Origin of the sequence: Paracoccus fontiphilus, from assembly GCF_017356265.1 — a bacterium.
In the GTDB taxonomy this organism is placed as follows: domain Bacteria; phylum Pseudomonadota; class Alphaproteobacteria; order Rhodobacterales; family Rhodobacteraceae; genus Paracoccus; species Paracoccus fontiphilus.
Genome location: NZ_JAFNAW010000052.1, coordinates 1 through 24987, shown reverse-complemented (window position 1 = coordinate 24987; position 24987 = coordinate 1). Strand labels below are relative to the sequence as shown.

Here is a 24987-nt window from a genome sequence, read left to right as displayed (position 1 = left end):
AAGACACGTCGTTAACGACGTCGCTATACACGTGCCTTAGCCGATCACCCCACGCTCAGGCAGGCGGGCGAAATCGGGTGGTTACGGTTCCTCGGCTGATCAGTCCGCCGGATTACGGACAAGAGCCCGGCCGGCTGGATCGTTAGGGATGCTGAAGTTCAGGAAGGACCCAGGTCAGTCAGTAAGACATGCAGGTGCTCATAACGGCCGTCAAGCCAAACCGGAGAATGAGCATGATCAGTGAAAGCTAAAGCTTAGCTCACAGAAGAAAAAAGCAACACTCTGAGTCCGTTATAGAATCAAAGTTCACGTCGCAACGATGGCAGTTTAATGGTTGTCAGAAAGGAAGCGGATCCGGCCGAAAGGAAGTTTTATGCCGGCCGGAACAACTCACACGGTGTCGAGATACAGCTCGACCGTTTCCTCGTCCGACAGTTCAGCCATGTAGTGCAGTTCCTGCCGCTTGGTCATCACGAAATTTTCGATGAGGTGGCTGGGGAAGATGCGCCGGATCTCGGGGCAGTCATGGAAGGCATCAATCGCCTCGCCCCATGTCGCGGGGAGTTGGTCCAGCCGCTGGTCATAGGCATTGCCCTTGAAAGGCTCCGGCGCTTCGAGACGATCTAGGATGCCGTTCAGCGCTGCCCCAAGGATCGCCGCCACCGTGAGATAGGGGTTCACGTCGCCGCCCGCCACGCGATGCTCGATCCGCCGGGCCTTTGGACCCGATGAGGGAATGCGGATTGCGGCCGTGCGATTTTCGTAAGCCCAGCCGATGCCGGTCGGCGCATGGGCATTGGGAACAAGCCGGTCGTAGCTGTTTTCGTGCGGCGCGAACAGCAGCGTTGATCCGGGCATGGCGCGCAGGCATCCGGCAACGGCATGGCGCAGGGCCGCCGTCCCTTCCTCGCCGCCGTTGTCGAAGATGTTGCGACCCGACTGGTCAAGGATCGAGAAATGCATATGCATCCCGTTCCCCGAGAAGGCCTCGTAGGGCTTGGCCATGAAGCTGCCCGCAAAGCCGTATTGCCGCGCGATCCCCTTGACCAGCATCTTGAACAGCCAGCTGTCGTCCGCTGCCTTCAGGGGATCGGCCTGGTGCATCAGGTTGATCTCGAACTGGCCCGGCCCCGCTTCCGAGATCGCGGTGTCGGCGGGAATGTCCATCGCCTCGCAGGCGTCGTAGAGCGTGGTGAAGAACTGGTCGAAGGCATCCAGCGCCCGCAGGGAAAGAACCTCGCCCCCCGTGCGGCGCTTGCCGGAACGGGGGCTTGGGGGCACGCGCAACTGGCGGCCAGAGTCGTCGATCAGGAAGAACTCCAGCTCGGTCGCCACCACCGGGGTCAACCCGGCCTCCTTATAGCGCTCGACCACGCGGGCCAACGCCTGCCGGGGATCGCCCTCGTAGGGGCGGCCGTCCAGGTGGAACATCCACAAGGGCAGCAGCGCCGTGGGGGCGTCCAGCCAGGGCATTGGCAGGAAGCCGCGTTCCGTGGGCAGCAGCAGCCCGTCCGGGTCGCCGATCTGGAAGACCAGGGGGCTGTCCTCGACATCCTCGCCCCAGATGTCCAGGTTGAGGACCGAGAAGGGAAACTTGGTCCCCTCCTCCAGGAGCTTCCCGGCATAGCGGGCCGGGATTCGCTTGCCCCGCGCGACCCCGTTCAGGTCGGCCGCGGCGACGCGGATGGTCTTGACCTCGGGATGTTCTTTCAGCCAGTCCATGGATCACCGGAAGATTTGCGGGCGGTATCGAACCCGCTTGACGGTGCCGGGCAGATGCCGGTTCAGGCGCCGGTTGACGATGCCGAACAGCGCGATCAGCGCAAGGGTGCACAGGATGAAATAACCCGCCACGATTGGATAGGCCACGAAGGGGTTGAAGGTCTGGCCCGCGAAATAGCTGGCGTAATACAGGCTGTCGCCCCTCTGCTGGAAGGCCGGGAAGCCGGAAAAGAACACCAGCGTCGTGGCGTGGAACAGGAAGATCGCCTCGTTCGTGTAGGACGGCCAGGCAAGGCGCAGCATCGTGGGCCAGAGAATGCGGCGGAACTTGGTCCAGCCGGTCATACCATAGGCTTCGGCGGCCTCGATATCGCCCTTGGGGACCGCCATCAGCGCGCCGTGGAAGATCTGCGCGGAATAGGCGGCGGTGTTCAGCGTCAGCACGATCAGCGCCCCGGCCCAGGCCTTGGCCAGCCAGCTTGTGGCGACGGTCAGGCCAAGGATTTCCACGCCCGCGCGGGGCAGCAGGACAAGCGCCTCGTAGGCCAGGAAAAACTGGATGAACAATGGGCTGCCGCGAAACAGAAAGATGAAGGCGTTGGCGGGCTTGCGCAACCAGGAGTTCGCGCTGGTCTTGGCCAGCGCCAGCCCGGTCGCCAGGAAGAAGCCGAACAGCAGCGCGAAGAACGCGAAATAGAGGTTCCAGATCAGCCCTGACCCGATCAGCGTGACTTGCTGGCACAGCGTGAAATCGGAACGGGGCAACAGCCGTTCGCCGATGCCCAGCGACCGCAGGCCATAGTCCAGGATCGTCTGCGCGCAGGTCATAGTGCACCCGCCTTGCGCTGCGCTTCGCCCGCCATGGTGGCCTGACCCCGGGTCAGGCGCGCGGTCACCCGGCCCAGCACCCGTTCCGAGATCCAGGTCATCAGCAGATAGAAGACCAGCACGACAAGGAAATAGTAAAGCCGCCAGTCGGGATGCGGATAGGCGAAGGACCGCGTCTTGGCCCCGCCCAACTCGCGCGCCCAATAGACGATATCCTCGATCCCCAGCAGGAACAGCAGAGGCGTCGCCTTGATGAGGATCATCCACAGGTTCGACAGGCCCGGCAGCGCATAGGTCCACATCTGCGGGACCAGGATGCGCCGCGTGACCTGGGGGGGCGTCATGCCGTAAGCTTCCGCCGTTTCCAGCTGCGCGCGGGGCACGGCCTGCATGGCGCCGTGAAGCACGTTGGCCGCAAAGGCGCCGAAGACGACCGAGAAGGCGATCACCGCCAGCGTCATGGCATAGATGTCATGGACCCATTCGGGGCTGGTGGAAAGCGGCAGCTTGGCCGCTGCGCAGACCACGAAGTCGTTGCCCTGCCGCACCGGCGCGTCGCTGTCGCACAGCGCCTTGTGGCGCAGCCATTCCAGGCCTTGATCCAGCGCGATGGGCACGAACAGGAAGAAGATGATGTCGGGCACGCCGCGCACCATCGAGGTGTAGATCGTGCCGAACCACCGCAGCGGCGCGACCCGCGAGCGGGACGCCATCGCGCCGCCATAGCCGAACAGCAGCGCGATGGGGGCCGTGATCGCCAGCAGCAGCAGGACCGTCCCGAAGCTGGCGTAGAACAGCAGGTGCGTGCCGGTCGTCAGATAGCATGACAACCAGGCAAGCCCCTCCAGCACCGATGGGTCGCTGCAATATGAAAACATTCACTTCGCCCTGAAGGCCGCCGCGGATCGCCCGCGGCGGTCAGATCATTCGTAGGTCTGCGCGTCGTCGCCAAAATGCTTCTTGATCATCTCGTTGAGGCTGCCGTCCTCTTTCATCGAGGCAATGGCGGCATCGAATTTCCCCAGCAGCTCGGTGTCGGACTGGCGCAGGCCGACGCCGATGCCCTCGTCCAGCTTCACCTGCTCGCCCACGAAGACCAGGTCATTGCTGTCCTCGACAAAGGGACGCATGACCTCGTGGTCGCCGAAGCCCGCGTCGGCCTCTCCGTTGCGGACGGCGGCAAGGACCTGGTCGATGTTCGGGAATTCCAGCAGCGTGGCGCCGGTTTCGGCGATATAGGACGCCTGAACGGTGCCCGTCTGAACCGCGATCACGCCGCCTTCCAGGTCGACCCCGTCTTCAAGCGCGGCATAGGACGACGGCGCGGGCGGCAGGTAATCCTGCGTGAAGGCGATCACCGCCTTGCGTTCCTCGTTGATGCTCATCGCGGCCATGATCGTGTCATAGTTCGACGACACCAGGTTCGGGATGATCGAATCCCAGTCGTTCTTGACCCAGGTGCATTCCAGTTCCGCGCGCTTGCAAAGCTCGTCGCCCAGTTCCCGCTCGAAGCCCGCGACCTCGCCCCTCTCGTCGATGAAGTTGTACGGAGGATAGGCGCCCTCGGTCCCCATGCGGACGGTCTGGGCCTGTCCCATGCCGGCAGTCATCGCAAGGGCCGTCGCGGCGATCAGCAGTGTCTTCATTCTCTGTCTTCTCCTGTTGGTCGTCTTGTCAGTGCGCCGAGGCACTAAGGAACTGGCGCAGCCGATCCGTGCGGGGCGCGCCGAAAAGCTGGTCTGGCGGGCCTTCCTCGGCGATCAGCCCCTGGTGCAGGAAGACCACGTGGTCGCTGACATCGGCGGCCAGACGCATGTCATGGGTCACGATGATCATGGTGCGGTGTTCGGCAGCCAGATCCTTGATGACGCGCACCACTTCCTGCTGCAGTTCAGGGTCCAGCGCGCTTGTCGGTTCGTCGAACAGCAGCGCCTTGGGGTTCATGCACAGGGCGCGGGCGATGGCGGCGCGCTGCTGCTGGCCGCCGGAAAGCTGGGCGGGCCAGGCATCGGCCTTGGCGCCGATGCCGACCTTGTCCAGCAGCATCCGGGCGCGGGCCTCGACAGCCGCGCGATCCTCGCCCAGGACCGTCACCGGCGCCTCCATGACGTTCTGGAGGATCGTCATGTGGGACCACAGGTTGAACTGCTGGAAGACCATCGACAGGTTGGTGCGGAACCGCATCACTTGCGCCCGGTCGGCGGGCACGCGCGTGGCGCCCTGCCCCTTCCAGCGCACGGCCTCGCCTTCGAAGCTGATCTCGCCGGCCTGGCTGTTTTCCAGAAGGTTGCAGCAGCGCAGCAGCGTGGACTTGCCCGATCCCGACGATCCGATCAGGCTGACCACATGACCGCGCGGCGCGGTCATCGAGACGCCCTTCAGCACCTCGACCGAACCATAGGCCTTGTGAAGCCCCTGGATCCGGATCACGGGCGCGGTATCGGTCGAAACGGTTTTGTCGTTCATCATCGGCGCATTGGGCGACAATCCCGGCGCTTTTGCAACGGGGTCTGCGTGGCAACCTGCCGATAAACGCAGGTTGCCGCAGCGTCAGACGATCTCGACCGAGTATTTCTCGATCACGGTGTTGGCCAGAAGGCCTTCGCACATCTTCTCGACCTCGGCCTTGGCCTGTGCCGCATCGGAGGCGTCCAGATCCAGCTCGATCAGCTTGCCCTGGCGCACGCCCGCGACGCCCTTGTGGCCCAGGCCGCCAAGCGCATGGCGGATCGCCTCGCCCTGCGGGTCAAGGACGCCATCCTTCAGCATGATCGTGACACGGGCTTTCATGGCGTCTTTCCTTTTAGTTGATCGCAGTCGGTTTCAGGCTGGTCGTGTTGGCGGGCATCAGGCCCAAGCGACGCGCGACCTCGGTATAGGCGTCGGTCAGGTTGCCCAGGTCGCGGCGGAACACGTCCTTGTCCAGCTTCTGGCCGGTCTTCATGTCCCAAAGGCGGCAGCTGTCGGGGCTGATCTCGTCCGCGACGATCAGCCGCATGAAGTCGTTGTCCCAGACGCGCCCGATCTCGATCTTGAAGTCGATCAGCTTGATGCCGACGCCGTAGAAGACACCCGACAGGAAGTCGTTGACGCGCAGCGCCAGCGACACGATGTCGTCCAGGTCCTGCTGGGTCGCCCAGCCGAAAGCAATGATGTATTCCTCGGACACCATCGGGTCGCCCAGTTCGTCGTTCTTGAAGCTGTATTCGACGATGGGACGCGGCAGCAGGGTGCCTTCCTCGATGCCCAGCCGCTTGGACAGGGAGCCTGCGGCGAAGTTGCGCACGATCACTTCCAACGGCACGATTTCCACCTGGCGGATCAGCTGCTCGCGCATGTTGATGCGGCGGATGAAGTGGTTGGGGACGCCGATGTTCGTCAGCCCGTTCATGAAGAATTCGGACAAGCGGTTGTTCAGGACGCCCTTGCCCTCGATCACGGCCTTCTTCTGCGCGTTGAAGGCGGTCGCGTCGTCCTTGAAATACTGGACCAGCGTGCCGGGCTCGGTGCCTTCGTACAGGATCTTCGCCTTGCCTTCGTAAACTTTCTTGCGGCGCGGTGCCATGGCGGGCGTCCTTTCGCATGTCCCTTATCTCACGGGCCTTACCTTACAAGCGGCACCGGGGGCAATACGAGAGGCTTGCAAGCGCCCGTGGCCGGGCTAAGATCCTTGCCAAGCCAACCACGGAGGCCAAGATGACTACCTTCGACGACCGCGAACGCGGCTACGAGGCGAAGTTCGCCCATGATGCGGAACTGCGCTTCAAGGCCGAAGCCCGCCGCAACCGGATGCTGGGCGAATGGGCCGCGGGCCTGCTGGACAAGCACGGCGACGAGGCCCGCGCCTATGCGCTGAGCGTCGTGACCGGCGACGTCGGCGGATCGGGCGATCACGACGTCTACCGCAGGCTTGCCGCCGACCTGGAAGGAAAGGCGGGCGAATCGGAGATCCGCACGAAGATGGCCGAACTGATGGAAAAGGCCCGCCGCCAGATCATCGACGAGACCGAATGATCGGCGCGTGAGGTTCCAGGACGGGGCCGCCCTGCCCCGCCCTTCAGGCAGCCGCCGCCTCGGCGCGGGGATAGCGCAGCGCCATGGTGATGCCGCGCGACAGGTTCAGGGCCATCAGCGACGCCCATAACCCGTGATTGCCCCAGACCGGCGGCAGCAGCAGGACGGCGGCAAGGAAGACCAGCGCCGACCAGATCATCGCCAGCCGCATGTCCCGCGTCAGGGTCGCCCCGATGAAGATGCCGTCCAGCATCCACGCCGCCACGCCGACCAGCGGCGCAAGCCCCAGCCACGGAAGATAGCGGCGCGCCTCGACCCGGACTTCGGGCGAGGTCGTCAGCAGGTCGATGACCGCCCCGCCTCCCAGCCAGAAAGCCAAGGCAAGCACCGCAGCCCCGCCGATGCCCCAGACCGATGTGAGGACCGAGGCCTTGCGGACGCCGCCGGGCCTGCGCGCGCCGACCGCCTGCCCCACCAGGCTTTCGGCGGCGAAGGCGAAGCCGTCCAGGGCATAGGCGGTGACCGACAGGAACTGCAGCAGCACCTGGTTCGCGGCCAGCGTCACGTCGCCATGCCGGGCGCCCAGGAAGACGAAGCTGGTGAAGCTGGCCTGCAGCAGGACGGACCGGATCATGATGTCGCTGTTCACGCGCGCCAGCCGGCCCAGCTTCGCGCGCGCGAAAAGCCCCGCCGCCGTCAGCCCCTGCGCCATGGCACGCCGGGTCATCCACAGCCCCAGCAGCAGCCCGCAATATTCGGACAAAAGCGTCGCGGCGGCGACGCCCGGCACGCCCAGGTCAAGGCCCAGGACGAACCAGACCGACAAAGCCGCGTTCAGCCCGTTCTGGACCAGTTGCAGCAGCAGGACCGATTTGGCGCGCTCGACCGCGATCAGCCAGCCGGTCAGGGCATAAAGCGCGATGGTGGCCGGCGCCCCCCAGATGCGGATCGCCAGATAGTCCCGCGCCAGCCCTTCGACCACAGCCGAGGTCGGCGCGATGCCGAAGGCTGCCCGGAAGACCACACCCTGGAGCAGGATGAAGCACGCCCCCGCGACACCCGCGATGGCAAGGGCCCGCAGCAGATGTGCCCCGCCCTCGGCCGGATCGCCCGCCCCCCGGCTTTGCGCCACCAGGCCCGAGGTTCCCATCCGCAGAAACCCGAAGATCCAGTAGATCGAAGTCAGGACGACCGCGCCGATGGCGACGGCGCCGATCGCCTCGGGTCGGCCAAGCTGGCCGATGACGCCGGTATCGACCAGGCCCAGCAGGGGAACCGTGGCATTCGACGCCACGATGGGCAGCGCGATCGCCAGCACCCGCTGGTGGGTCAGTGGCTCGGTCCGGGACACGGCCGCCCTAGCCCTGCGGCATCAGGAAATGTCCCGTCGCCTGCGCCAGCAGCCGAGAGCGGTTGTCCTGCCAGGCCTCGACCTGGACACTTGCATATCGCCGCCCCGACCTGACCACCCTTGCCCGGGCATAGGCATCGCGCGGCAACCCGCTGCGCAGGTAGTCCACGGTGAAGTCGATGGTCTTGGGCAGGCGCGGCGGGCTTGCCGACACGGCAGCGTCGGGAACCGAGCGGCCCGATTCCATGTCCTCCCACATCGCGGCCCATGCCAGCTCGATGATCGCGGTGGTTTCCAGAAAGGCCGCCGTCACGCCGCCATGCAGTGCCGGCAGCAGGGGGTTGCCGATCAGTTTTTCGTCATAGGGCAGGATGGCGGTCAGTTCGTCCCCGCGCCGGTCGAAGCGGATGCCCAGCCAGGCCAGATAGGGCACGCCCGACACCAGGGCCGACAGCGCCGAATCGCGGCGCGACTTGATCTGGTCCAGCGGTTCGCGACGATCCATGGCCATCACCGTTCCACCGTGAAGGCGCCGGTCGCTGCGGCAACGGGGTTCTGCTCGTCCTCGTCCAGGGCCACGGCACGGACAAAGGCCACGGTCCGGGTCATGTGATAGCATTCGGCCCGCGCCGTGATCCGCTGCCCCTTGGAGGCCGAGCGCATGTAGTCTATCCGCAGGTCGATAGTCGCCGTCGATGCCGGCCCCAGGGGATGGGCCATCACCGCGGCCCCGCAACAGGTGTCCATCAGCGCGGACACGACGCCGCCATGCACGACCCCGCTGCGCGGATCGCCCACCAGATGCTCGGCCCAGGGCATGCTGATCGTGGCTGTCCCCGCGCCTAGGCCATCGACTCGCAGGGCCAGCGCGCGGGCATGGGGGATCGCCTCGATGAACTGCTGCGCGATGCGCCTTTGGTCGCTTTCGGTCATGTCGGGGCCCAGGGCCATCGCATTCTCCATTCTTTCGCTTCACGCTAGCCGCCCGGGGCTTGTTCGCTCAAGCCCCCCGGTGGAAACCTTGTCGCTTAGGTTGAGATGTGCTTCCCGACAAGCTAGCCTTCGGCGACACGCGGGATTGGAGGACGAATGCCCGGCGAGCAGACCATAAGCTTCAAGGATATGTGCACGCGCTTCGACGTGACCCCCCGGACGCTGCGCTACTATGAATATATCGAACTGCTGAGCCCCCGTAAGGAAGGCCGCGCGCGCTTCTACGGACCCCGAGAAATCGCCCGCATGACGCTGATCCTGCGCGGCCGCCGCTTCGGCTTCTCGCTCGAGGATATCCGGCAGTGGCTGCTGATCTACGAGCAGAAAGGCTCACGCGAGCAGTATCAGGTCTGGCTCGACTTGGCGGACCGCCAGCTGACAGTGCTGGACAACCAGATCGCCGAACTGACCGCGGCGCGCGCCGACCTCCAGGCCCTGCGGGAAACGGCGGCCCAGGAATTGAGGAAGATGGGTTGACCCTGCGTCAGACATGTCCTTGACTTTCCTCTGTGACGCGGCGTCTTGCTTACGTTCGCGTCAACTTGCCGCTATGTCTGTCGGCAAGGACGGCAGACGGTGAATGAGGAGGAACCGCGATCCATGTCCGACGAGCTGATGACGATTCGCCAGATGTGCGATGCGTTCGGCGTCACCCCCCGCACGCTGCGTTTCTATGAAGCGCGCGAGCTGATCTTTCCTGAACGTCGCGGGCAGCATCGCCTGTACGACCGCCGGGACAGGGCACGCCTGACGCTGATCCTGCGCGGCAAGCGCTTCGGCTTCAGCCTCGAGGAACTTCGCCAGCTGCTGGAGCTTTACGAGCCCGGCGGCACGAACAACGCCCAGATCGCCGCGACCATCTCGGTCGGCAGGCAGCGTCTGGCGGACATGGAACGTCAGTATGCCGACCTGAGCGAGGCGATCGTCGAGCTCAAGTCGCAGCTTTCCGATGCAGAAGCCCGGCTTGCCGCCGCGTCCAAAGCCAAAAGCACAGGGTAGCGCCATGACCATCTACATCCCGCCAGTCCGCGACATGCAGTTCCTGCTGCATGACGTCCTGAAGCTGTCGCAATCCGGCCTGCCCGGCTACGAGGATCTGGACCCGGATTTCACCGAGGCGATCCTTGACGCGGCGGGAAAGCTGGCGACCGAGGTGCTTGCGCCGTTGAACGCCGTGGGCGACCGCCAGGGCTGCCGGCTGGAGAACGGCGTTGTCCGCACCCCCGACGGCTTCGACAAGGCTTTCGAGGCCATGAAAGAAGGCGGCTGGACCGCGCTTGACTGCGACCCCGCCTATGGCGGCCAGGGGATGCCCTATGTCATGGGCGTCGCCACGGGAGAGATGTTCGTCAGCGCCAACATGGCCTTCAACATGTACCAGGGCCTGACCCACGGCGCCTATTCCGCGATCCACGCCCATGGAACCGAGGACCAGAAGCGGACCTACCTGCCCAAGATGGTCAGCTGCGACTGGACCGGCACCATGAACCTGACGGAACCGCACAGCGGCACCGACCTGGGCATCCTGCGCACCAAGGCCGAGCCGCAGGACGACGGCAGCTACAGGATCACTGGCCAGAAGATCTTCATCTCGGCCGGGGACCATGATCTCGCGGAAAACGTCATCCACCTTGTGCTGGCAAAGGCGCCGGGCGGGGGCGAGGGCACCAGGGGCATCAGCCTGTTCATCGTGCCGAAGTTCCTGGTGAACGCGGACGGCAGCCTGGGGGAACGCAACGGCGTCTCGGTCGGCGCGCTGGAACACAAGATGGGCATCCACGGCAACGCCACCTGCGTGATGAACTATGACAACGCCAAGGGCTGGCTGCTGGGCGACATCCACAAGGGCATGAGGGCGATGTTCACGATGATGAACGAGGCCCGCCTTGGCGTCGGCCTGCAAGGCTATGCCTGCGCGGTGCCCGCCTATCAGAACGCCGTCGCCTATGCCAAGGATCGCCTGCAGGGCCGCGCCGTGACGGGTGCCCAAAATGCCGCAGGCGCGGCCGATCCTCTGATCGTCCATCCCGACATCCGCCGCAGCCTCATGGACCAGAAGTCGTTTCTGGAAGGTGCCCGGATGCTGGTCCTGTGGGGCGCGCACATGATCGACAAGGCACATGGCGGCGATGCGGATGCCGAGGGGCTGGTGTCGCTGCTGACCCCGGTCATCAAGGGCTTCCTGACCGACAAGGGGTTCCAGACGGCCGTTCTGGCCCAGCAGGTCTTCGGCGGCCACGGCTATATCGAGGAACATGGCATGAGCCAGTTCGTCCGTGACGCCCGGATCACCATGATCTACGAGGGCGCGAACGGCGTGCAGGCGCTGGACTTGGTCGGGCGCAAGCTGGCCCAGGACGGCGGCAAGCACGTGATGGCCTTCTTCGACATGGTCAAGACGTTCTGCAAGCAGCACGGCGAGGGGCCGATCGGCGCCGACTTCGTCGCTCCGCTGAAAGCCGCGTCCAAGGATCTGCAGACAGCCGCCATGTTCTTCATGGAACGCGGCATGAAGAACCCGGACGACGCGCTGTCGGGCAGCTACGACTTCATGCACCTGTTCGGCCATGTCGCGCTTGGCCTGATGTGGGCGCAGATGGCAGTCGCTGCGCAGGAGGCACTGAACACCGGCCAAGGCGACCCGGCCTTCCTGAAGACCAAGCTGGCCACGGGACGCTATTACATGAAGCGGCAACTACCCATGACAGGGACGCATCTTGCGCGCATCCAGTCGGGGTCGGCACCCGTGATGGAACTGGAGGCGGAAGCCTTCTGAACCGGATCAAGGGTGGAGGGGGACGCAATGGGTATTTGCACAACGAAGAAGCGGATGCGTCCCGGCCCCTCCTGCCTCCCGGCCGGTCCGGCATGTCTCAGCCAAGAACCGGGACGACTTCTCCGTTGACGGTCATCGGCTCCCCAGCCTGTACCGTGTGACCAGCATAAAGCTCTACTGGTTGAAGAAGGGTTAATCCGTGCCTTCTTCGTTGCAGAAATACCCCGCGGGGGTCCGGGGGCGCGAAGCCCCCGGCGGTTGGAGGAACAGGATGACCGCGCAACTCTGGTGCTTCGGCGAGTCCGGCAACGCCTACAAGGCCGCGCTGACGATGCAACTTGCCGGCTATGACTGGACGCCCGTCTATGTCGATTTCTTCAGTGGAGAGGCGCGCAGCCCTGCCTTTCGTGCCATCAATGCCATGGGCGAGGTTCCGGTCTTTCGCGAAGGCGACCTGACGCTGACGCAATCCGCCGTCATCCAACTGCACATCGCCGAGCGGACCGGCAAGTTCATGGGCAACAACCGGAACGAAACGCTTCGCTGGCTGATGTTCGACAACCACAAGCTCTCTGGCCAGGCGGGACCGGCGCGGTTCCTGCTGAACTTCCTGCCATCGGACAAGCGTCCGGCAGGCGCGGCGGAATACCTGCAAGGCCGCCTGAAAGCCGCCTACAAGGTTCTGGACGACCACCTGTCCACGCGCGACTGGATCGCCGACGATCTCCCCACCATCGCGGACTTCGCCTGCTGCGGCTACCTGTTCTACCCCGAGCCCTTCGGCTTCGACCGCAAGGACTGGCTCTATATCAACCGCTGGCTGGACGCGATCAGCGCCCTGCCCGGCTGGAAACACCCCTATGACTTGATGCCCGGCAACCCCTCTGACCGGGCGCCGAAGGAGGACTAGATGACCGACGCCTTTATCTATGACGCCGCCCGCACGCCGCGCGGCAGGGGCCGCCTCGATGGCAGCCTGCACGAAGTCACGGCGCTGGCGCTGTCGGCCCGGTTGCTCAACGCCGTCAAGGACCGCAACAACCTGGACGGCCACGCGGTCGAGGACGTGATCTGGGGCAATGTCACGCAGGTCAAGGAACAGGGCGGCTGCCTGGCGCGGTCCGCCGTGCTGGCCTCGGATCTCGACGAACGCATCCCTGGTCTATCGATCAACCGCTTCTGCGCCAGCGGCATGGAGGCCGTGAACCTTGCCGCCAACCAGGTCAAGGCGGGTGCGGGCAACGGCTACATCGCCGGCGGAATCGAGATGATGAGCCGCGTTCACATGGGTAGCGATGGCGCCGCCATTGCCGTCGATCCCACTGTTGCAATGAACCACTATTTCGTCCCGCAGGGCATCAGCGCCGACATCATCGCGACCGAATACGGCTTTTCCCGCGAGGATGCCGACAAGTTGGCCGTGGAAAGCCAGCGCCGCGCCGCCACGGCGTGGGAGGAAGGCCGCTTCGCCCGCTCCATCGTGCCGGTCAGGGACCAGAACGGCCTGACCATCCTCGACCGCGACGAATACATGCGCCCCGGCACCACGATGGAGGATCTGGCCAAGCTCAAGCCCGCCTTCAAGGACATCGGCGAGGTGATGCCCGGCTTCGACAAGGTCGCCATGCTGAAATATCCGCATCTGGACCGGATCGACCACATCCACCATGCGGGCAACAGCAGCGGCATCGTGGACGGCGCCGCCGCCGTGCTGATCGGGAATGAGGAATTCGGCAAGGCCCACGGCCTGCGCCCCCGCGCCCGCATCCGCGCCACAGCCAAGATCGGCACCGACCCCACCATCATGCTGACCGGTCCGGTCCCCGTGACCGAGAAGATCCTGGCCGACAGCGGCATGTCCATTTCCGACATCGACCTGTTCGAGGTGAACGAGGCCTTTGCCGCCGTGGTCCTGCGCTTCATGCAGGCCTTCCAGGTCGATCCCGCCAAGGTCAACGTCAACGGCGGCGCCATGGCCCTGGGTCATCCGCTGGGCGCGACCGGCGCGATCATCATCGGCACCCTGCTGGACGAGCTTGAGCGTCAGGACAAGACCATCGGCCTTGCCACGTTGTGCATCGCGTCCGGCATGGGCGCGGCCACCATCATCGAGCGGGTGTGATGGCGATCTTCCGCAAGGACAGCGTGCCGATTGCCGAGGCGGTTTCGGGTTATCCCGATCCGTGGAACCTGGGGCGCGGCTTCCTGTCGTATCGCCACCTGACCGAGGCAGGCGGGCTGACGCAGTTCGGCATCGCGCTGGAAACGCTGCACCCCGGAAAGCAGTCCAGCCAGCAACACTGGGAGGAGCACGAGGACGAGTTCCTCTACATGCTGGAAGGCGAACTGACGGTGATCGAGGACGAGAGCGAGACCGTCATCCATCCCGGCGACTGGTGCTGCTGGAAGGCAGGCGTTCCCGTGGCGCATGTGCTGAAGAACCGCTCGGGCAAGCCCGCCACCTATCTGATCGCGGGCAGCCGCATCCCCAAGAACGTCTGCCATTATCCGGGGCTCGACATGCTGGCCACGGATGCGGGCTACACGCATCTGGACGGCACCCCCTACCCGACGAAGGGAGAGAACGAATGACCGATTTCACCATGCGGAAGAACGCCGATGGCGTCGCCGTCATCACCTGGGACGTGCCCGGCAAGTCGATGAACGTGCTGTCTCTGGAGGGCGCGTCCGACCTGAACGCGCTGATCGACGACGCCCTGGGGGACGAGGCCGTCAAGGGCATCGTCATCACCAGCGGCAAGAAGGATTTCGCCGCCGGCATGGACCTGAACGTCATCGCGGGCATGAAGCAGGGCGGCGCGCAGGCGGTCTTCGACGGCATCATGTCGCTGCACCACGTCCTGCGCAAGATCGAGCGCGCGGGCATGGACCCCAAGACCCAGAAGGGCGGCAAGCCCATCGCGACCGCCTTGCCCGGCACCGCGCTTGGCATCGGCCTGGAATTGCCCCTCGCCACGCACCGCATCTTTGCCGCCGACAATCCCAAGGCCAAGATCGGCCTGCCCGAGATCATGGTCGGCATCTTCCCCGGCGGCGGCGGCACGATCCGGCTGTCGCGCAAGCTTGGCATCATGGCCGCCGCGCCCTTCCTGCTGGAAGGCAAGCTGTCGGACCCGAAGAAGGCCAAGGCCGCCGGGCTGATCGACGAGGTGGTGGACGATCCTCTCGCGGCCGCGCGCCAGTGGGTGCTGGGCGCCACCGACGCCGACCTGATCAAGCCGTGGGACGCCAAGGGCTACAAGATGCCGGGGGGCGATCCCTACCATCCGCATGGCTTCATGACCTTCGTGGGCGCCTCGGCCATGGTGAACGGCAAGACCATGGGCGTCTATCCGGCGGCCAAGGCGCTGCTATCGGTGGTCTACGAGGGCGCGCAGGTGCCCTTCGACATGGCTCTGAAGGTTGAGGCGCGATGGTTCACCAACGTGCTGATGAACCCGTCAAGCACCGCCATGATCCGCAGCCTGTTCATCAACAAGGAGGCGTTGGAAAAGGGCGCCAACCGGCCCGAAGCGCCGGACCAGTCGGTCAGGAAGGTCGGCATCCTCGGCGCCGGGATGATGGGCGCGGGCATCGCCCATGTCAGCGCCATGGCGGGCATCCATGTCGTGCTGATCGACGCCCGGCAGGAGGCCGCCGACAAGGGCAAGGCCTATTCCGAAGGCTTGCTGGACAAGGCCATCAGCCGCAAGAAAGCGTCCGAGGAGAAGAAGGCCGAGGTTCTGGGGCGCATCACCGCCACCACCGACTATGCCGCGCTGGAGGGCTGCGACCTGATCGTGGAGGCCGTCTTCGAAGACCCGCAGGTCAAGGCCGAGGTCACCAAGCGCGCCGAGGCGGTCATTCCGTCCGAGGCGATCTTTGCGACCAATACCTCGACCCTGCCGATCAGCGATCTGGCAAAGGCCAGCGCCCGGCCGGACCAGTTCATCGGCATCCACTTCTTCAGCCCCGTGGACAAGATGATGCTGGTCGAGATCATCAAGGGACGCGAGACCGGCCCGCGCGCCGTGGCCAAGGCGCTGGATTTCGTGCGCCAGATCCGCAAGACGCCCATCGTGGTGAACGACGCGCGCTTCTTCTATGCCAACCGCTGCATCATCCCCTATATCAACGAAGGCATCCGCATGGTGGCCGAGGGGGTGAACCCGATCCTGGTCGAGAACGCCGCCAAGATGATGGGGATGCCGCTGGGGCCGCTGCAACTGGTCGATGAGACCTCCATCGACCTGGGCGTGAAGATCGCCAAGGCCACCCGCGCGGCCATGGGCGATGCCTATCCCGACGGTGCGGTGGATCAGGTGCTGTTCGCGATGGCCGACGAGGGCCGCTTGGGCCGCAAGTCGAACGCCGGTTTCTATGCCTATGGCGATGACGGCAAGCGGCATGGACTGTGGGACGGGCTTGCCGCCCGCTATCCGCAGTCGGATGACCAGCCGGACCTGACCACCGTGCAGCACCGGCTGATGTTCGCGCAGACGCTGGAAGCCGTGCGCGCCTTCGAGGATGGCGTGCTGGAGGACATCCGCGAAGGCGATGTCGGCGCGATCCTCGGCTGGGGCTTCGCACCCTGGACCGGCGGGCCGTTCGCCTGGCTGGACATGCTGGGCGCCGCCCGCGCCGTCGAGATCTGCGAGCGTCTGACGGCCGAGCATGGCGAGCGTTTCGCCGCGCCCCGGCTGCTGCGCGAGATGGCCGACAGCGGGCAGGGCTTCTACGACCGCTACGGCAGCGGCAAGAAGGCTGCCTGAAAGATCGAAAACGCGCCCCGGCCTTTCAGCCGGGGCGTGCCTGATCCTGCCCCTTCATTGTTATTGTTGTTTTTAGTCAATCGTCATCGTCATCGTCGCCCCGCCGGCCGCGACGGTCATCGTCATCATCGTCGTCATCGTCGTCCCAACGATCGTCGTCGTCATGGCGGATGCGATGGCTGTAGCCCCACCGGCGGTTGTCGTCGTCACGATCCCATCCCGGAACATGGAATCCCGGGGCGATGAAGCCGCGCAGGATGCGGCCCACATCATCGTCATCGGCCAGGGCGGCGCCCGGTATGGCAAGGCTGGCACCCGCCGCAAGGGCAAGCAGAAGGCAGTGTCGTGTCATGGCTGCGGTCCTTCATCTCTCGCAGGCCATCCTGCCTGCGGGATGATGACGGATGGGGCGGGGGATTATTCCCGCGCCTGCGAAAAAACCTACAGCGCCATGTCGTCGCGATGGACCAGGGCGGCACGGGCGGTATAGCCCAAGATCGCCTCGATCCGGTCGGAACGATGGCCCGCGATGCGCCGCGCCTCATCTGCGGTATAGCGGGTCAGGCCGGTCGCCAGCGTCTCGCCCGAGGGGCCGGTGATCGCCACGGGGTCGCCGCGCCCGAAGTCACCTATGATGGTGCGGACCCCGGCGGGCAGCAGCGACTTGCCTTGGCGCAAAGCAAGGGCGGCGCCTTCGTCCACGACAAGCGCGCCCTTGGGCTTCATCGCCGCGATCCAGCGCTTGCGGGCAAGCTGGGGGTCGCTTTCGGGCAGGAACCAGCTGCATCGCGCGCCATCCGCCACCGCCGACAGGGGCCGCATCACCGACCCCTCGGCAATCGCCATGGCGCAGCCCCCGGCAATGGCCGTGCGCGCCGCCATCAGCTTGGTCTTCATGCCGCCCTTGGACAGGCCGGATACCGGATCGCCGCCCATCGCCTCGATCTCGGGCGTCAGGGCCTCGATCACGGGCAGGTGCCGGGCGGACGGGTCCGTCTTGGGATTGGCGGTGTAAAGCCCGTCCACGTCCGACAGCAGCAGCAACTGGTCCGCGCCGCAGGTGACGGCGATCTGCGCGGCCAGCCGGTCATTGTCGCCGAAGCGGATCTCGTCGGTGGCGACCGTGTCGTTCTCGTTGACGATGGGCACGACGCCAAGCGACAGCAGAGTCTGCATGGTCGCCCGGCTGTTGAGGTAGCGGCGGCGGTCCGCGCTGTCCTCCAGCGTCAGCAGCACCTGCGCGGTGGTCACGCCGTGGGGGGCCAGCGCCTCCTCATAGGCACGGGCCAGCCGGATCTGGCCCACGGCGGCGGCGGCCTGCGCCTGTTCCAGGGGCAGTGCCCCCAAGGGCAGGCCCAGCACCCGCCGCCCCAAGGCGATGGACCCCGACGACACCAGCACCACGTCGCAGCCGCGGCCGCGCCAAGCGGCCACGTCGTCGCACAAGGCCCGCAGCCAGTTGCCGCGCAGGCCGTTTTCATCCACTAGCAGCGCCGAGCCGACCTTGACGACCAGCCGCCGCGCCCCGGTCAGGGTCGGGCTTACGGCTGCCATGGCGCCTCGGGTTCGTCATTCGTGGCACGGCGGGTCGGTTCGATCTGCGTCCACAGCGCGCGCAGAACCTCGGTCACGCCCAGCTTGGCCACCCCGGACATCAGCAGGACCGGCCCGCCGATCTCGGCCTCCAGATCGGCCTTGCGTTCGGCAATGGTCTCGTCGTCCAGGGCGTCGATCTTGTTCAGCGCCGTGACGCGCGGCTTCTGCATCAGGACCGGCGAATAGGCCTCAAGCTCGGTCAGGATGGTGCGGGCGTCGGTTGCCACGTCCTCGGAGGTGCCATCGACCAGATGCAGCAGCACGTTCGAGCGCTCGACATGGCCCAGGAACTGGTCGCCCAGACCCCTGCCCTCGCTGGCCCCTTCGATCAGGCCGGGAATGTCGGCCATGACGAATTCATAACCGTCGATGCCCACCACGCCCAGGTTCGGGTGCAGCGTGGTGAAGGGATAATCCGCGATCTTGGGCCGCGCGTTCGACACCGCCGCCAGGAAGGTGGACTTGCCCGCGTTCGGCAACCCCACCAGACCCGCATCCGCGATCAACTTCAGCCGCAGCCAGATCGTACGTTCCACGCCCGGCTGGCCCGGATTGGCATTGCGGGGGGACCGGTTGGTCGAGGTCTTGAAATGCAGGTTTCCCCAACCGCCATTGCCGCCGCGCGCCAGCAGCACCCGCTGGCCGGGTTCGGTCAGGTCCGCGATGACGGTGTCCTCGTCCTCCTCCAGGATCTCGGTGCCAACGGGGACGCGCAGGGTGACGTCGTCGCCCGATTTGCCGGTCATCTGGCTGCCCATGCCGTGCTGGCCCGACTTGGCGAAGAAATGCTGCTGATAGCGGAAGTCGATCAGGGTGTTCAGCCCCTCGACAGCCTCGGCCCAGACATCGCCGCCATTGCCGCCATCGCCGCCGTCGGGGCCGCCGTATTCGATGAACTTCTCGCGCCGGAAGGACACGCAGCCGGCACCGCCGCCGCCCGAGCGGATATACACTTTGGCAAGATCGAGGAATTTCATGGGCCGGGCTCCTGTTCAATGGGACGCGATACGCGCACTGGCCCCGTGGTTCAAGAGGCGCACGAATCTTGCCAGACCTTTCGCCGCATCACAAACTGCACCTGCGAGTTCAGATGGAACCGCCTCAGTGTGGAGAGTGAGCATGTCAAGCAAAGCCCTGGCCGAGTTCATCGGCACCTTCATCCTTGTTTTCTTCGGCGTCGGTTCTGCCGTCCTGATGGGCGCGCAGATCGGCTTTCACGGCATCGCCATGGCCTTTGGCCTGTCCATCGTCGCCGCCGCCTATGGCCTCGGCGCGATTTCCGGCGCGCAGTTGAACCCGGCGGTGTCGCTGGGTTTCCTGACCTCGGGCCGGATGGGCGGGGGCGATTTCGTCACCTACTGCATCGCGCAGATCCTGGGCGCGATCGCGGCGGCAGCGGTGGTGCTGGTCATCGCCACGGGCAAGGCCGATTATTCCGTTGCGCAGAACGGCCTGGGCCAGAACGGCTGGGGCGCGGGCTATAACGGCGAATACACGCTGTTCGCGGCGCTGGTGTTCGAATTCGTGGCGACCTTCCTGTTCGTGACCGTGATCCTGGGGGCCACGCAGACCGACGCCCCTGCAGGGTTCGGCGGGCTGGCCATCGGGCTGACGCTGGCGGGCATCCATCTGGTCGGCATCGACGTGACGGGCGTGTCGGTGAACCCTGCGCGGTCCGTCGGGCCAGCGATTTTCGCCGGCGGTCAGGCGCTGTCGCAACTGTGGCTGTTCATCCTGGCGCCGCTGGCGGGGGGTGCCCTGGCGGGCGCGCTGCACGGCGCGGGAATCACCCGCTCGCCCCACGTCAAGCCGCGCGGCTGACGGCTTCGCCCCTTTTTCCGCAGGCTCCTGCCCCCTAGATGAAGGGGACAGGAGGCCACGATGATCCATTTCGACAACAGCTATGCCCGCCTGCCGCAGGGCTTCTTCGCCCGCGTCGCGCCGACCCCCGTGGCCGAGCCCCGCCTGCTGGCGCTGAACGAGGGGCTGGCAAAACGGCTGGGGCTGGATGCAGGCTGGCTTTCCAGCGCGGACGGGCTGGCGATGCTGGCGGGCAACGCCATGCCGCCGGGGGCGGAACCCATTGCGCAGGCCTATGCCGGCCACCAGTTCGGCGGCTTTGTCCCGCAGCTTGGCGACGGACGCGCGGTCCTGCTGGGCGAGGTCGTGGCCCCCGATGGCGCGCGCTTCGACATTCAGTTGAAGGGCAGCGGGCCGACGCCCTTTTCCCGGCGCGGCGACGGGCGGGCCTGGGTCGGGCCGGTGCTGCGCGAATACATCGTCAGCGAGTTCATGCACGCCATGGGCGTGCCCACCACCCGCGCCCTGGCCGCCGTGGCGACCGGCGAAACCGTGTGGCGCGAAACCGGCCTGCCCGGCGCGGTGCTGACCCGCGTGGCCTCCAGCCATATCCGGGTCGGTACCTTCCAGTATTTCGCCGTGCGGGGGCAGGAAGATGCCTTGGCCGCGCTGACCGACCACGTCATCGCGCGTCATTACCCCACCGCGAACGGCCCCTTGTCGCTGCTGGATCACGTCATCGCGCGGCAGGCCGAAACCATCGCGCAGTGGATGGCGCTGGGCTTCATCCACGGGGTGATGAACACCGACAACATGGCCGTCTCGGGCGAGACCATCGACTATGGCCCCTGCGCCTTCATGGACGCCTACCACCCCGACACGGTGTTTTCGTCGATCGACCGGGGTGGCCGCTATGCCTGGTCGCAGCAGCCGCAGATCGCGGTGTGGAACCTGGCGCAGCTTGCCACCTGCCTGATCCCCCTGATGGGCGAACGCGAGGCCGCCATCGAGGCCGCGACGAAATCCGTCCACACCTTCGCGCCGCTGTATCAGGCAGCATGGAAGCGGCGCTTCGGCGAAAAGCTGGGCCTGACCGAGGCCGCGGACGTGCAGCCCCTGGCCGAACGCCTGCTGACCATGATGGCGCAGCAGCGGGCGGATTTCACGCGCGTCTTCGCGGGCCTGCCGGATGGCAGCGCGCGGGACGAGTTCACCGACCGCGACGCCTTCGATGCCTGGGCGGTGGACTGGCAGGCGCTCGATCCCGACCCCGACCTGATGCGCCATGCGAACCCTGTCCGAATCCCGCGGAACCACCGGATCGAGGAAGCCATCGCCGCTGCGGTGGCCGACGATCTCGGCCCCTTCCGTCGGCTGTTCGACGCGGTGACGCATCCGCGGGACGGCCGGGCGGACTGGGACGATCTGGCCGCCGCCCCCCGGTCCGAGCAGATCGTCCAGCAGACCTTCTGCGGCACCTGATCAAGGCATGGGCAGGACCGGGCTTTGCCGCGTGATCCCCTTGCGGCTGGCCCGCCTGCGGCTATCTTGCGACCGGCACCCAAAGGCGGCATGTCCTTGTTGAGACTGGCAAGCTACAATCTGCACAAATGTCGCGGGCTGACCGGCCCGCACGCGCCGGAACGCAATCTTGCGGTCATCGCCGCGCTTCGGCCCGACATCATCGCCCTGCAAGAGGTGGACTTCCGCCTGGGCGCCCGTCCCGAGGCCCTGCCCCGCCGCCTGATCCGCGAGGCCACGGGGCTGGTTCCGGCCGAGATGACGACCACCGGGGAAAACTCTCTGGGGTGGCACGGGCAGACGATCCTGATGAGGCCGGATCTGGCGGAACAGGCCGTGCTGCGCCGCCTGCCGCTGCCGGGGCTGGAGCCGCGCGGGGCGGTGGTCCTGCGGCTGCCCAAGCTGACGGTGATCGGGGTTCACCTGGGCCTCGCCCGCTCGTCGCGCCGGGCGCAACTGGCGCGGATCACGGCGCAGGCCGCGCGGATCGCGGACGACAACATCGTCCTGATGGGCGATTTCAACGAATGGCACGACAGCCGGGGCCTGGAATCGCTGGCGGGGTTCCGCGTCATCGCCCCCGGCCCTTCATATCCGGCGCCGCTGCCGCAGTTCCGGTTCGACCGCATCGCCATGTCCCACCACCTGAAGTTGCTGCAGCATGGCGTCTTCACCGGCGCCCGCGCCCGCGACGCGTCCGACCACCTGCCCATCTGGGCCGAGATCGAACAGCCCTGAAGTTTCGGCTTCCGGCCTGCCCCTGCGGCAGCTATGAAGGCCGCGACGCAAGCAACGGAGGGGCGTTCATGACCGCCATCATCGACATCTACGCGCGAGAAATCCTGGACAGCCGCGGCAACCCGACCGTCGAGGTCGACGTGACGCTGGAGGACGGCACCATGGGCCGGGCAGCGGTGCCCTCGGGGGCATCGACGGGCGCGCACGAGGCGGTCGAGAAGCGCGACGGCGACAAGGCGCGCTACATGGGCAAGGGCGTGCTGGAGGCCGTGGCCGCCGTGAACGGCGAGATCGCCGAGAACCTGATCGGCGAGGACGCGACCGAGCAGCGCGCCATCGACATGATGATGATCGAACTGGACGGCACCCCCAACAAGGGCCGACTGGGCGCCAATGCCATCCTGGGCGTGTCGCTGGCCGTGGCCAAGGCCGCGGCGGATGCCTGCCAGCAGCCGCTCTACCGCTATGTCGGCGGGACGAGCGCGCGGATCCTGCCGGTGCCGATGATGAACATCATCAATGGCGGCGAACATGCCGACAACCCCATCGACATCCAGGAATTCATGATCATGCCGGTCAGCGCGGAAAACATCCGCGACGCCGTGCGCATGGGATCGGAAGTCTTCCACACACTGAAGAAGGAACTCTCGGCTGCAGGGCTTGCGACCGGCGTGGGCGACGAGGGCGGCTTTGCCCCCAACCTGTCCTCCACCCGCGACGCCCTGGACTTCATCCTGCGCGCGGTGGAGAAGGCCGGCTACAAGCCCGGCGACGACATCATGCTGGCGCTGGACTGCGCGGCGACCGAGTACTTCAAGGGCGGCAAGTACGAGTTCGCCGGTGAGGGCAAGTCGCTCTCCTCGGCCGAGAACGTGGACTACCTGGCAGCCCTTTGCGCAGACTATCCGATCCTGTCGATCGAGGATGGCTGCGCCGAGGACGACTGGGACGGTTGGAAACTGCTGACCGACCGGCTTGGCGGATCGGTGCAGCTGGTCGGCGACGACCTGTTCGTGACCAACCCCGCGCGACTTGCCGAAGGCATCGCCAAGGGCTGCGGCAACAGCCTGCTGGTCAAGGTCAACCAGATCGGCACGCTGTCGGAAACCCTGGACGCCGTGCGCCTGGCCGACCGCAACGGCTATACCAGCGTCATGTCCCACCGCTCGGGCGAGACCGAGGACGCCACCATCGCCGACCTGGCGGTCGCCACCAATTGCGGCCAGATCAAGACCGGCAGCCTCGCCCGCTCGGACCGGCTGGCGAAATACAACCAGCTGATCCGCATCGAGGAGATGCTGGGCGCCACCGCCGAATACGCAGGGCGCAGCATCCTGCGCTGATCGCGGGCCAGCCGCCGGCAATGCCGCCCCTGCGTAACTGCGGGGGCGGCTTCAATTTTTTCGGGCCTTGCGTGTTCGCCACTCGACAGACGGCATTCACCGGCTAAACTCCGACCATTCGGGGCACGGCCCCGTTGGGCAGCAATCGTGATTGCCCTGATCGGAGGAGAGTTCATGAAAGATTCCAAGAGCCTGCACCGCAGGTCGTTTCTGACCAAGGCGTCGGTCGGCGGCGTCGCGGCAGCGGCAAGCGCGACCCTGGCGGCGCCGGCCATCGCGCAGGAAACCCCCACCATCAACTGGCGTCTGGCCTCGGCCTTCCCGAAGTCGCTGGACACGATCTATGGCGGGGCCGAGGAACTGTCCGTGCGCCTGCGCGAGGCGACCGACGGCAAGTTCACGATCCAGGTCTTTGCCGCGGGCGAAATCGTTCCGGGTCTGGACGCCATCAACGCCTCGGCGGATGGCACCGTCGAATCCGCCCATGCCGTGGGCTATTACAACTGGGGCAAGGACCCGGCCTTCGCCTGCGGCGCCGACCTGCCCTTCACCTTCAGCGCGCGCGCGAAGAACGCCTACAACTACTACGGCGGCGGGATCGACAACTATAACCAGTTCCTGGAAACGGTGAACCTCGTCAGCTATCCGGGCGGCAATACCGGCGTGCAGATGGGCGGCTGGTTCCGCAAGGAAGTGAACACGCTTGCCGACCTGAAGGGCGTCAAGATGCGGATCTCGGGCCTGGCCGGGCGCGTGGTCGAAAAGCTGGGGGTGGTGCCGCAGCAGATCGCCGGCGGCGACATCTATCCGTCGCTGGAGAAGGGCACCATCGACGCCGCCGAATGGGTCGGCCCCTATGACGACAACAAGCTGGGCTTCCAGAAGGTCGCGCCCTACTACTATTACCCCGGCTTCTGGGAAGGCGGTCCCACGGTCAGCTTCTTCTTCAACAAGGCGAAGTTCGACGAGCTGCCCGAAAGCTACAAGTCGTTGCTGCGCACCTGCTGCCAGGCCACTGACCAGAGCATGTTGGCCAAGTACGACTTCAAGAACCCGACCGCGCTGAAGGAACTTGCCGCGTCAGGCGCGCAGCTGAGGACCTACAGCGAGGAGATCCTGACTGCCGCCTTCGCCGCCGCAAGCGAGGTCTACACCGAGATCGCCGGCCAGAACGAGCACTTCAAGCGGCAGTACGAGGCGCAGTTGCAGTTCCGCGACGACTGGTATCTGTACAACCAGACGGCGGAATACACCTTCGACACCTTCATGATGATCCAGCAGCGCAACGGCAAGCTGGCGCCGACGCAAGGCTGATCGGCACCACCCTCGTGCCAAAGGAAAAGGCCGGGCATTCCGCCCGGCCTTTTCTGTTTCAGTTGTTGCCGCCCAGGCCGGGCGGCGGGCCGCCAAGCCCAAGACCGCCCTGCGATGGCGCAGGCTGGGGCGTCGCAGGCGCGGCGCCTTCTGCCGGTGCAGGTGTTGCGGGCGCGGGTGCCGCAGGGGCGCCCAAGCCGGGCGGGGGCGACCCCAGGC

Annotated in this window: 26 protein-coding genes; 13 read left to right on the top strand and 13 right to left on the bottom strand. The window is 66.0% G+C overall.

The window, feature by feature from the left end:
• Positions 1-390: 390 nt before the first annotated feature.
• The 7 genes from J0F76_RS15460 to purC form a co-directional block, all read right to left on the bottom strand.
• Positions 391-1722, bottom strand: coding sequence for a glutamine synthetase family protein (locus J0F76_RS15460; RefSeq protein WP_207470805.1), 1332 nt, complete (start codon positions 1720-1722; stop codon positions 391-393).
• 3 nt (positions 1723-1725) lie between these two features.
• Entirely contained in the window at positions 1726-2550 is an 825-nt protein-coding gene (locus J0F76_RS15455; protein WP_207470804.1) for an ABC transporter permease, read from the bottom strand.
• Positions 2547-3428, bottom strand: a complete 882-nt coding sequence (locus tag J0F76_RS15450; RefSeq protein WP_207470802.1) for an ABC transporter permease — start codon at positions 3426-3428, stop codon at positions 2547-2549. The genes J0F76_RS15455 and J0F76_RS15450 overlap by 4 nt, the downstream gene beginning before the upstream one ends.
• A 45-nt stretch (positions 3429-3473) precedes the next feature.
• Positions 3474-4196, bottom strand: coding sequence for a transporter substrate-binding domain-containing protein (locus tag J0F76_RS15445; RefSeq protein ID WP_207470799.1), 723 nt, complete (start codon positions 4194-4196; stop codon positions 3474-3476).
• A gap of 28 nt (positions 4197-4224) precedes the next feature.
• Entirely contained in the window at positions 4225-5019 is a 795-nt protein-coding gene (locus tag J0F76_RS15440; protein WP_423227376.1) for an ABC transporter ATP-binding protein, read from the bottom strand.
• 81 nt (positions 5020-5100) lie between these two features.
• Positions 5101-5340, bottom strand: coding sequence for a phosphoribosylformylglycinamidine synthase subunit PurS (purS, locus tag J0F76_RS15435; RefSeq protein ID WP_207470797.1), 240 nt, complete (start codon positions 5338-5340; stop codon positions 5101-5103).
• A 13-nt stretch (positions 5341-5353) separates the two neighbouring features.
• Positions 5354-6115: a phosphoribosylaminoimidazolesuccinocarboxamide synthase gene (purC, locus tag J0F76_RS15430; protein ID WP_207470795.1), complete on the bottom strand. Its 762-nt coding sequence runs from the start codon at positions 6113-6115 to the stop codon at positions 5354-5356.
• A gap of 131 nt (positions 6116-6246) precedes the next feature.
• On the opposite strand from purC, the gene J0F76_RS15425 reads away from it, so the two are divergent.
• Positions 6247-6564, top strand: a complete 318-nt coding sequence (locus J0F76_RS15425) for a DUF1476 domain-containing protein (RefSeq protein ID WP_207470793.1) — start codon at positions 6247-6249, stop codon at positions 6562-6564.
• A gap of 43 nt (positions 6565-6607) precedes the next feature.
• Here J0F76_RS15425 and J0F76_RS15420 read toward each other — a convergent pair whose 3' ends face one another.
• Genes J0F76_RS15420 through J0F76_RS15410 form a run of 3 tightly spaced genes read right to left on the bottom strand, consistent with a single transcriptional unit; the run spans position 6608 to position 8866 of the window.
• Positions 6608-7915 carry an MATE family efflux transporter gene (locus tag J0F76_RS15420; RefSeq protein ID WP_207470791.1) on the bottom strand — a complete coding sequence of 436 codons (1308 nt, stop codon included), beginning with the start codon at positions 7913-7915 and terminating at the stop codon, positions 6608-6610.
• Positions 7916-7922: 7 nt separating this feature from the next.
• Positions 7923-8426 carry a PaaI family thioesterase gene (locus tag J0F76_RS15415; protein ID WP_207470790.1) on the bottom strand — a complete coding sequence of 168 codons (504 nt, stop codon included), beginning with the start codon at positions 8424-8426 and terminating at the stop codon, positions 7923-7925.
• Positions 8426-8866: a PaaI family thioesterase gene (locus J0F76_RS15410; RefSeq protein WP_374301510.1), complete on the bottom strand. Its 441-nt coding sequence runs from the start codon at positions 8864-8866 to the stop codon at positions 8426-8428. Before J0F76_RS15410 ends, J0F76_RS15415 begins: the two co-directional genes overlap by 1 nt.
• Positions 8867-9004: 138 nt before the next feature.
• Here J0F76_RS15410 and J0F76_RS15405 point away from each other — a divergent pair, with 138 nt between their 5' ends.
• The 7 genes from J0F76_RS15405 (at position 9005) to J0F76_RS15375 (ending at position 16456) form a co-directional block, all read left to right on the top strand.
• Entirely contained in the window at positions 9005-9385 is a 381-nt protein-coding gene (locus J0F76_RS15405) for a MerR family transcriptional regulator (RefSeq protein WP_207470789.1), read from the top strand.
• A 123-nt stretch (positions 9386-9508) separates the two neighbouring features.
• Positions 9509-9907 (top strand): MerR family transcriptional regulator, encoded by a 399-nt coding sequence (locus J0F76_RS15400; protein WP_207470788.1) that lies wholly within the window; start codon positions 9509-9511, stop codon positions 9905-9907.
• A 4-nt stretch (positions 9908-9911) separates the two neighbouring features.
• Positions 9912-11684, top strand: coding sequence for an acyl-CoA dehydrogenase C-terminal domain-containing protein (locus tag J0F76_RS15395; protein WP_207470787.1), 1773 nt, complete (start codon positions 9912-9914; stop codon positions 11682-11684).
• 271 nt (positions 11685-11955) lie between these two features.
• The gene (locus J0F76_RS15390; protein ID WP_207470786.1) at positions 11956-12594 is read left to right on the top strand and encodes a glutathione S-transferase family protein; all 639 of its coding nucleotides are present in this window, start codon (positions 11956-11958) and stop codon (positions 12592-12594) included.
• Positions 12595-13806, top strand: a complete 1212-nt coding sequence (locus J0F76_RS15385) for an acetyl-CoA C-acetyltransferase (protein ID WP_207470784.1) — start codon at positions 12595-12597, stop codon at positions 13804-13806. It begins immediately after the preceding gene.
• Positions 13806-14276, top strand: coding sequence for a cupin domain-containing protein (locus tag J0F76_RS15380; protein WP_207470782.1), 471 nt, complete (start codon positions 13806-13808; stop codon positions 14274-14276). The genes J0F76_RS15385 and J0F76_RS15380 overlap by 1 nt, the downstream gene beginning before the upstream one ends.
• On the top strand, positions 14273-16456 hold the full coding sequence (locus tag J0F76_RS15375) for a 3-hydroxyacyl-CoA dehydrogenase NAD-binding domain-containing protein (RefSeq protein WP_207470779.1): 2184 nt from the start codon (positions 14273-14275) through the stop codon (positions 16454-16456). Before J0F76_RS15380 ends, J0F76_RS15375 begins: the two co-directional genes overlap by 4 nt.
• 76 nt (positions 16457-16532) lie before the next feature.
• Here J0F76_RS15375 and J0F76_RS15370 read toward each other — a convergent pair whose 3' ends face one another.
• The 3 genes from J0F76_RS15370 to obgE form a co-directional block, all read right to left on the bottom strand.
• Positions 16533-16808, bottom strand: coding sequence for a hypothetical protein (locus J0F76_RS15370; RefSeq protein WP_207470778.1), 276 nt, complete (start codon positions 16806-16808; stop codon positions 16533-16535).
• Positions 16809-16897: 89 nt separating this feature from the next.
• Positions 16898-18010 carry a glutamate 5-kinase gene (gene proB, locus J0F76_RS15365; protein ID WP_207470777.1) on the bottom strand — a complete coding sequence of 371 codons (1113 nt, stop codon included), beginning with the start codon at positions 18008-18010 and terminating at the stop codon, positions 16898-16900.
• On the bottom strand, positions 17998-19029 hold the full coding sequence (gene obgE, locus J0F76_RS15360) for a GTPase ObgE (RefSeq protein ID WP_207470776.1): 1032 nt from the start codon (positions 19027-19029) through the stop codon (positions 17998-18000). The genes proB and obgE overlap by 13 nt, the downstream gene beginning before the upstream one ends.
• 142 nt (positions 19030-19171) lie before the next feature.
• On the opposite strand from obgE, the gene J0F76_RS15355 reads away from it, so the two are divergent.
• The 5 genes from J0F76_RS15355 (at position 19172) to J0F76_RS15335 (ending at position 24768) form a co-directional block, all read left to right on the top strand.
• Positions 19172-19873 carry an aquaporin gene (locus J0F76_RS15355; RefSeq protein ID WP_207470775.1) on the top strand — a complete coding sequence of 234 codons (702 nt, stop codon included), beginning with the start codon at positions 19172-19174 and terminating at the stop codon, positions 19871-19873.
• A gap of 60 nt (positions 19874-19933) precedes the next feature.
• Positions 19934-21334 carry a protein adenylyltransferase SelO gene (locus J0F76_RS15350; protein WP_207470774.1) on the top strand — a complete coding sequence of 467 codons (1401 nt, stop codon included), beginning with the start codon at positions 19934-19936 and terminating at the stop codon, positions 21332-21334.
• A gap of 90 nt (positions 21335-21424) precedes the next feature.
• Positions 21425-22111 carry an endonuclease/exonuclease/phosphatase family protein gene (locus tag J0F76_RS15345; protein ID WP_207470773.1) on the top strand — a complete coding sequence of 229 codons (687 nt, stop codon included), beginning with the start codon at positions 21425-21427 and terminating at the stop codon, positions 22109-22111.
• A 68-nt stretch (positions 22112-22179) separates the two neighbouring features.
• Positions 22180-23454 (top strand): phosphopyruvate hydratase, encoded by a 1275-nt coding sequence (gene eno / locus J0F76_RS15340; protein ID WP_207470772.1) that lies wholly within the window; start codon positions 22180-22182, stop codon positions 23452-23454.
• Between the two features lie 192 nt (positions 23455-23646).
• On the top strand, positions 23647-24768 hold the full coding sequence (locus tag J0F76_RS15335; RefSeq protein WP_207470806.1) for a TRAP transporter substrate-binding protein: 1122 nt from the start codon (positions 23647-23649) through the stop codon (positions 24766-24768).
• Positions 24769-24987 lie beyond the last annotated feature (219 nt).

Bases quoted from the DNA above. Each gene is read 5' to 3' on its own strand.
- J0F76_RS15355 (WP_207470775.1), top strand. From the start codon at position 19,172: ATGTCAAGCAAAGCCCTGGCCGAGTTCATCGGCACCTTCATCCTTGTT.
- J0F76_RS15440 (WP_423227376.1), bottom strand. From the start codon at position 5,019: ATGATGAACGACAAAACCGTTTCGACCGATACCGCGCCCGTGATCCGG.
- J0F76_RS15380 (WP_207470782.1), top strand. From the start codon at position 13,806: ATGGCGATCTTCCGCAAGGACAGCGTGCCGATTGCCGAGGCGGTTTCG.
- J0F76_RS15405 (WP_207470789.1), top strand. From the start codon at position 9,005: ATGCCCGGCGAGCAGACCATAAGCTTCAAGGATATGTGCACGCGCTTC.
- eno (WP_207470772.1), top strand. From the start codon at position 22,180: ATGACCGCCATCATCGACATCTACGCGCGAGAAATCCTGGACAGCCGC.
- J0F76_RS15375 (WP_207470779.1), top strand. From the start codon at position 14,273: ATGACCGATTTCACCATGCGGAAGAACGCCGATGGCGTCGCCGTCATC.
- J0F76_RS15460 (WP_207470805.1), bottom strand. From the start codon at position 1,722: ATGGACTGGCTGAAAGAACATCCCGAGGTCAAGACCATCCGCGTCGCC.
- J0F76_RS15445 (WP_207470799.1), bottom strand. From the start codon at position 4,196: ATGAAGACACTGCTGATCGCCGCGACGGCCCTTGCGATGACTGCCGGC.
- J0F76_RS15350 (WP_207470774.1), top strand. From the start codon at position 19,934: ATGATCCATTTCGACAACAGCTATGCCCGCCTGCCGCAGGGCTTCTTC.
- purC (WP_207470795.1), bottom strand. From the start codon at position 6,115: ATGGCACCGCGCCGCAAGAAAGTTTACGAAGGCAAGGCGAAGATCCTG.
- obgE (WP_207470776.1), bottom strand. From the start codon at position 19,029: ATGAAATTCCTCGATCTTGCCAAAGTGTATATCCGCTCGGGCGGCGGC.
- proB (WP_207470777.1), bottom strand. From the start codon at position 18,010: ATGGCAGCCGTAAGCCCGACCCTGACCGGGGCGCGGCGGCTGGTCGTC.
- J0F76_RS15390 (WP_207470786.1), top strand. From the start codon at position 11,956: ATGACCGCGCAACTCTGGTGCTTCGGCGAGTCCGGCAACGCCTACAAG.
- J0F76_RS15400 (WP_207470788.1), top strand. From the start codon at position 9,509: ATGTCCGACGAGCTGATGACGATTCGCCAGATGTGCGATGCGTTCGGC.
- J0F76_RS15455 (WP_207470804.1), bottom strand. From the start codon at position 2,550: ATGACCTGCGCGCAGACGATCCTGGACTATGGCCTGCGGTCGCTGGGC.
- J0F76_RS15370 (WP_207470778.1), bottom strand. From the start codon at position 16,808: ATGACACGACACTGCCTTCTGCTTGCCCTTGCGGCGGGTGCCAGCCTT.
- J0F76_RS15410 (WP_374301510.1), bottom strand. From the start codon at position 8,866: ATGGCCCTGGGCCCCGACATGACCGAAAGCGACCAAAGGCGCATCGCG.
- J0F76_RS15425 (WP_207470793.1), top strand. From the start codon at position 6,247: ATGACTACCTTCGACGACCGCGAACGCGGCTACGAGGCGAAGTTCGCC.
- J0F76_RS15395 (WP_207470787.1), top strand. From the start codon at position 9,912: ATGACCATCTACATCCCGCCAGTCCGCGACATGCAGTTCCTGCTGCAT.
- purS (WP_207470797.1), bottom strand. From the start codon at position 5,340: ATGAAAGCCCGTGTCACGATCATGCTGAAGGATGGCGTCCTTGACCCG.
- J0F76_RS15450 (WP_207470802.1), bottom strand. From the start codon at position 3,428: ATGTTTTCATATTGCAGCGACCCATCGGTGCTGGAGGGGCTTGCCTGG.
- J0F76_RS15385 (WP_207470784.1), top strand. From the start codon at position 12,595: ATGACCGACGCCTTTATCTATGACGCCGCCCGCACGCCGCGCGGCAGG.
- J0F76_RS15415 (WP_207470790.1), bottom strand. From the start codon at position 8,426: ATGGCCATGGATCGTCGCGAACCGCTGGACCAGATCAAGTCGCGCCGC.
- J0F76_RS15345 (WP_207470773.1), top strand. From the start codon at position 21,425: ATGTCCTTGTTGAGACTGGCAAGCTACAATCTGCACAAATGTCGCGGG.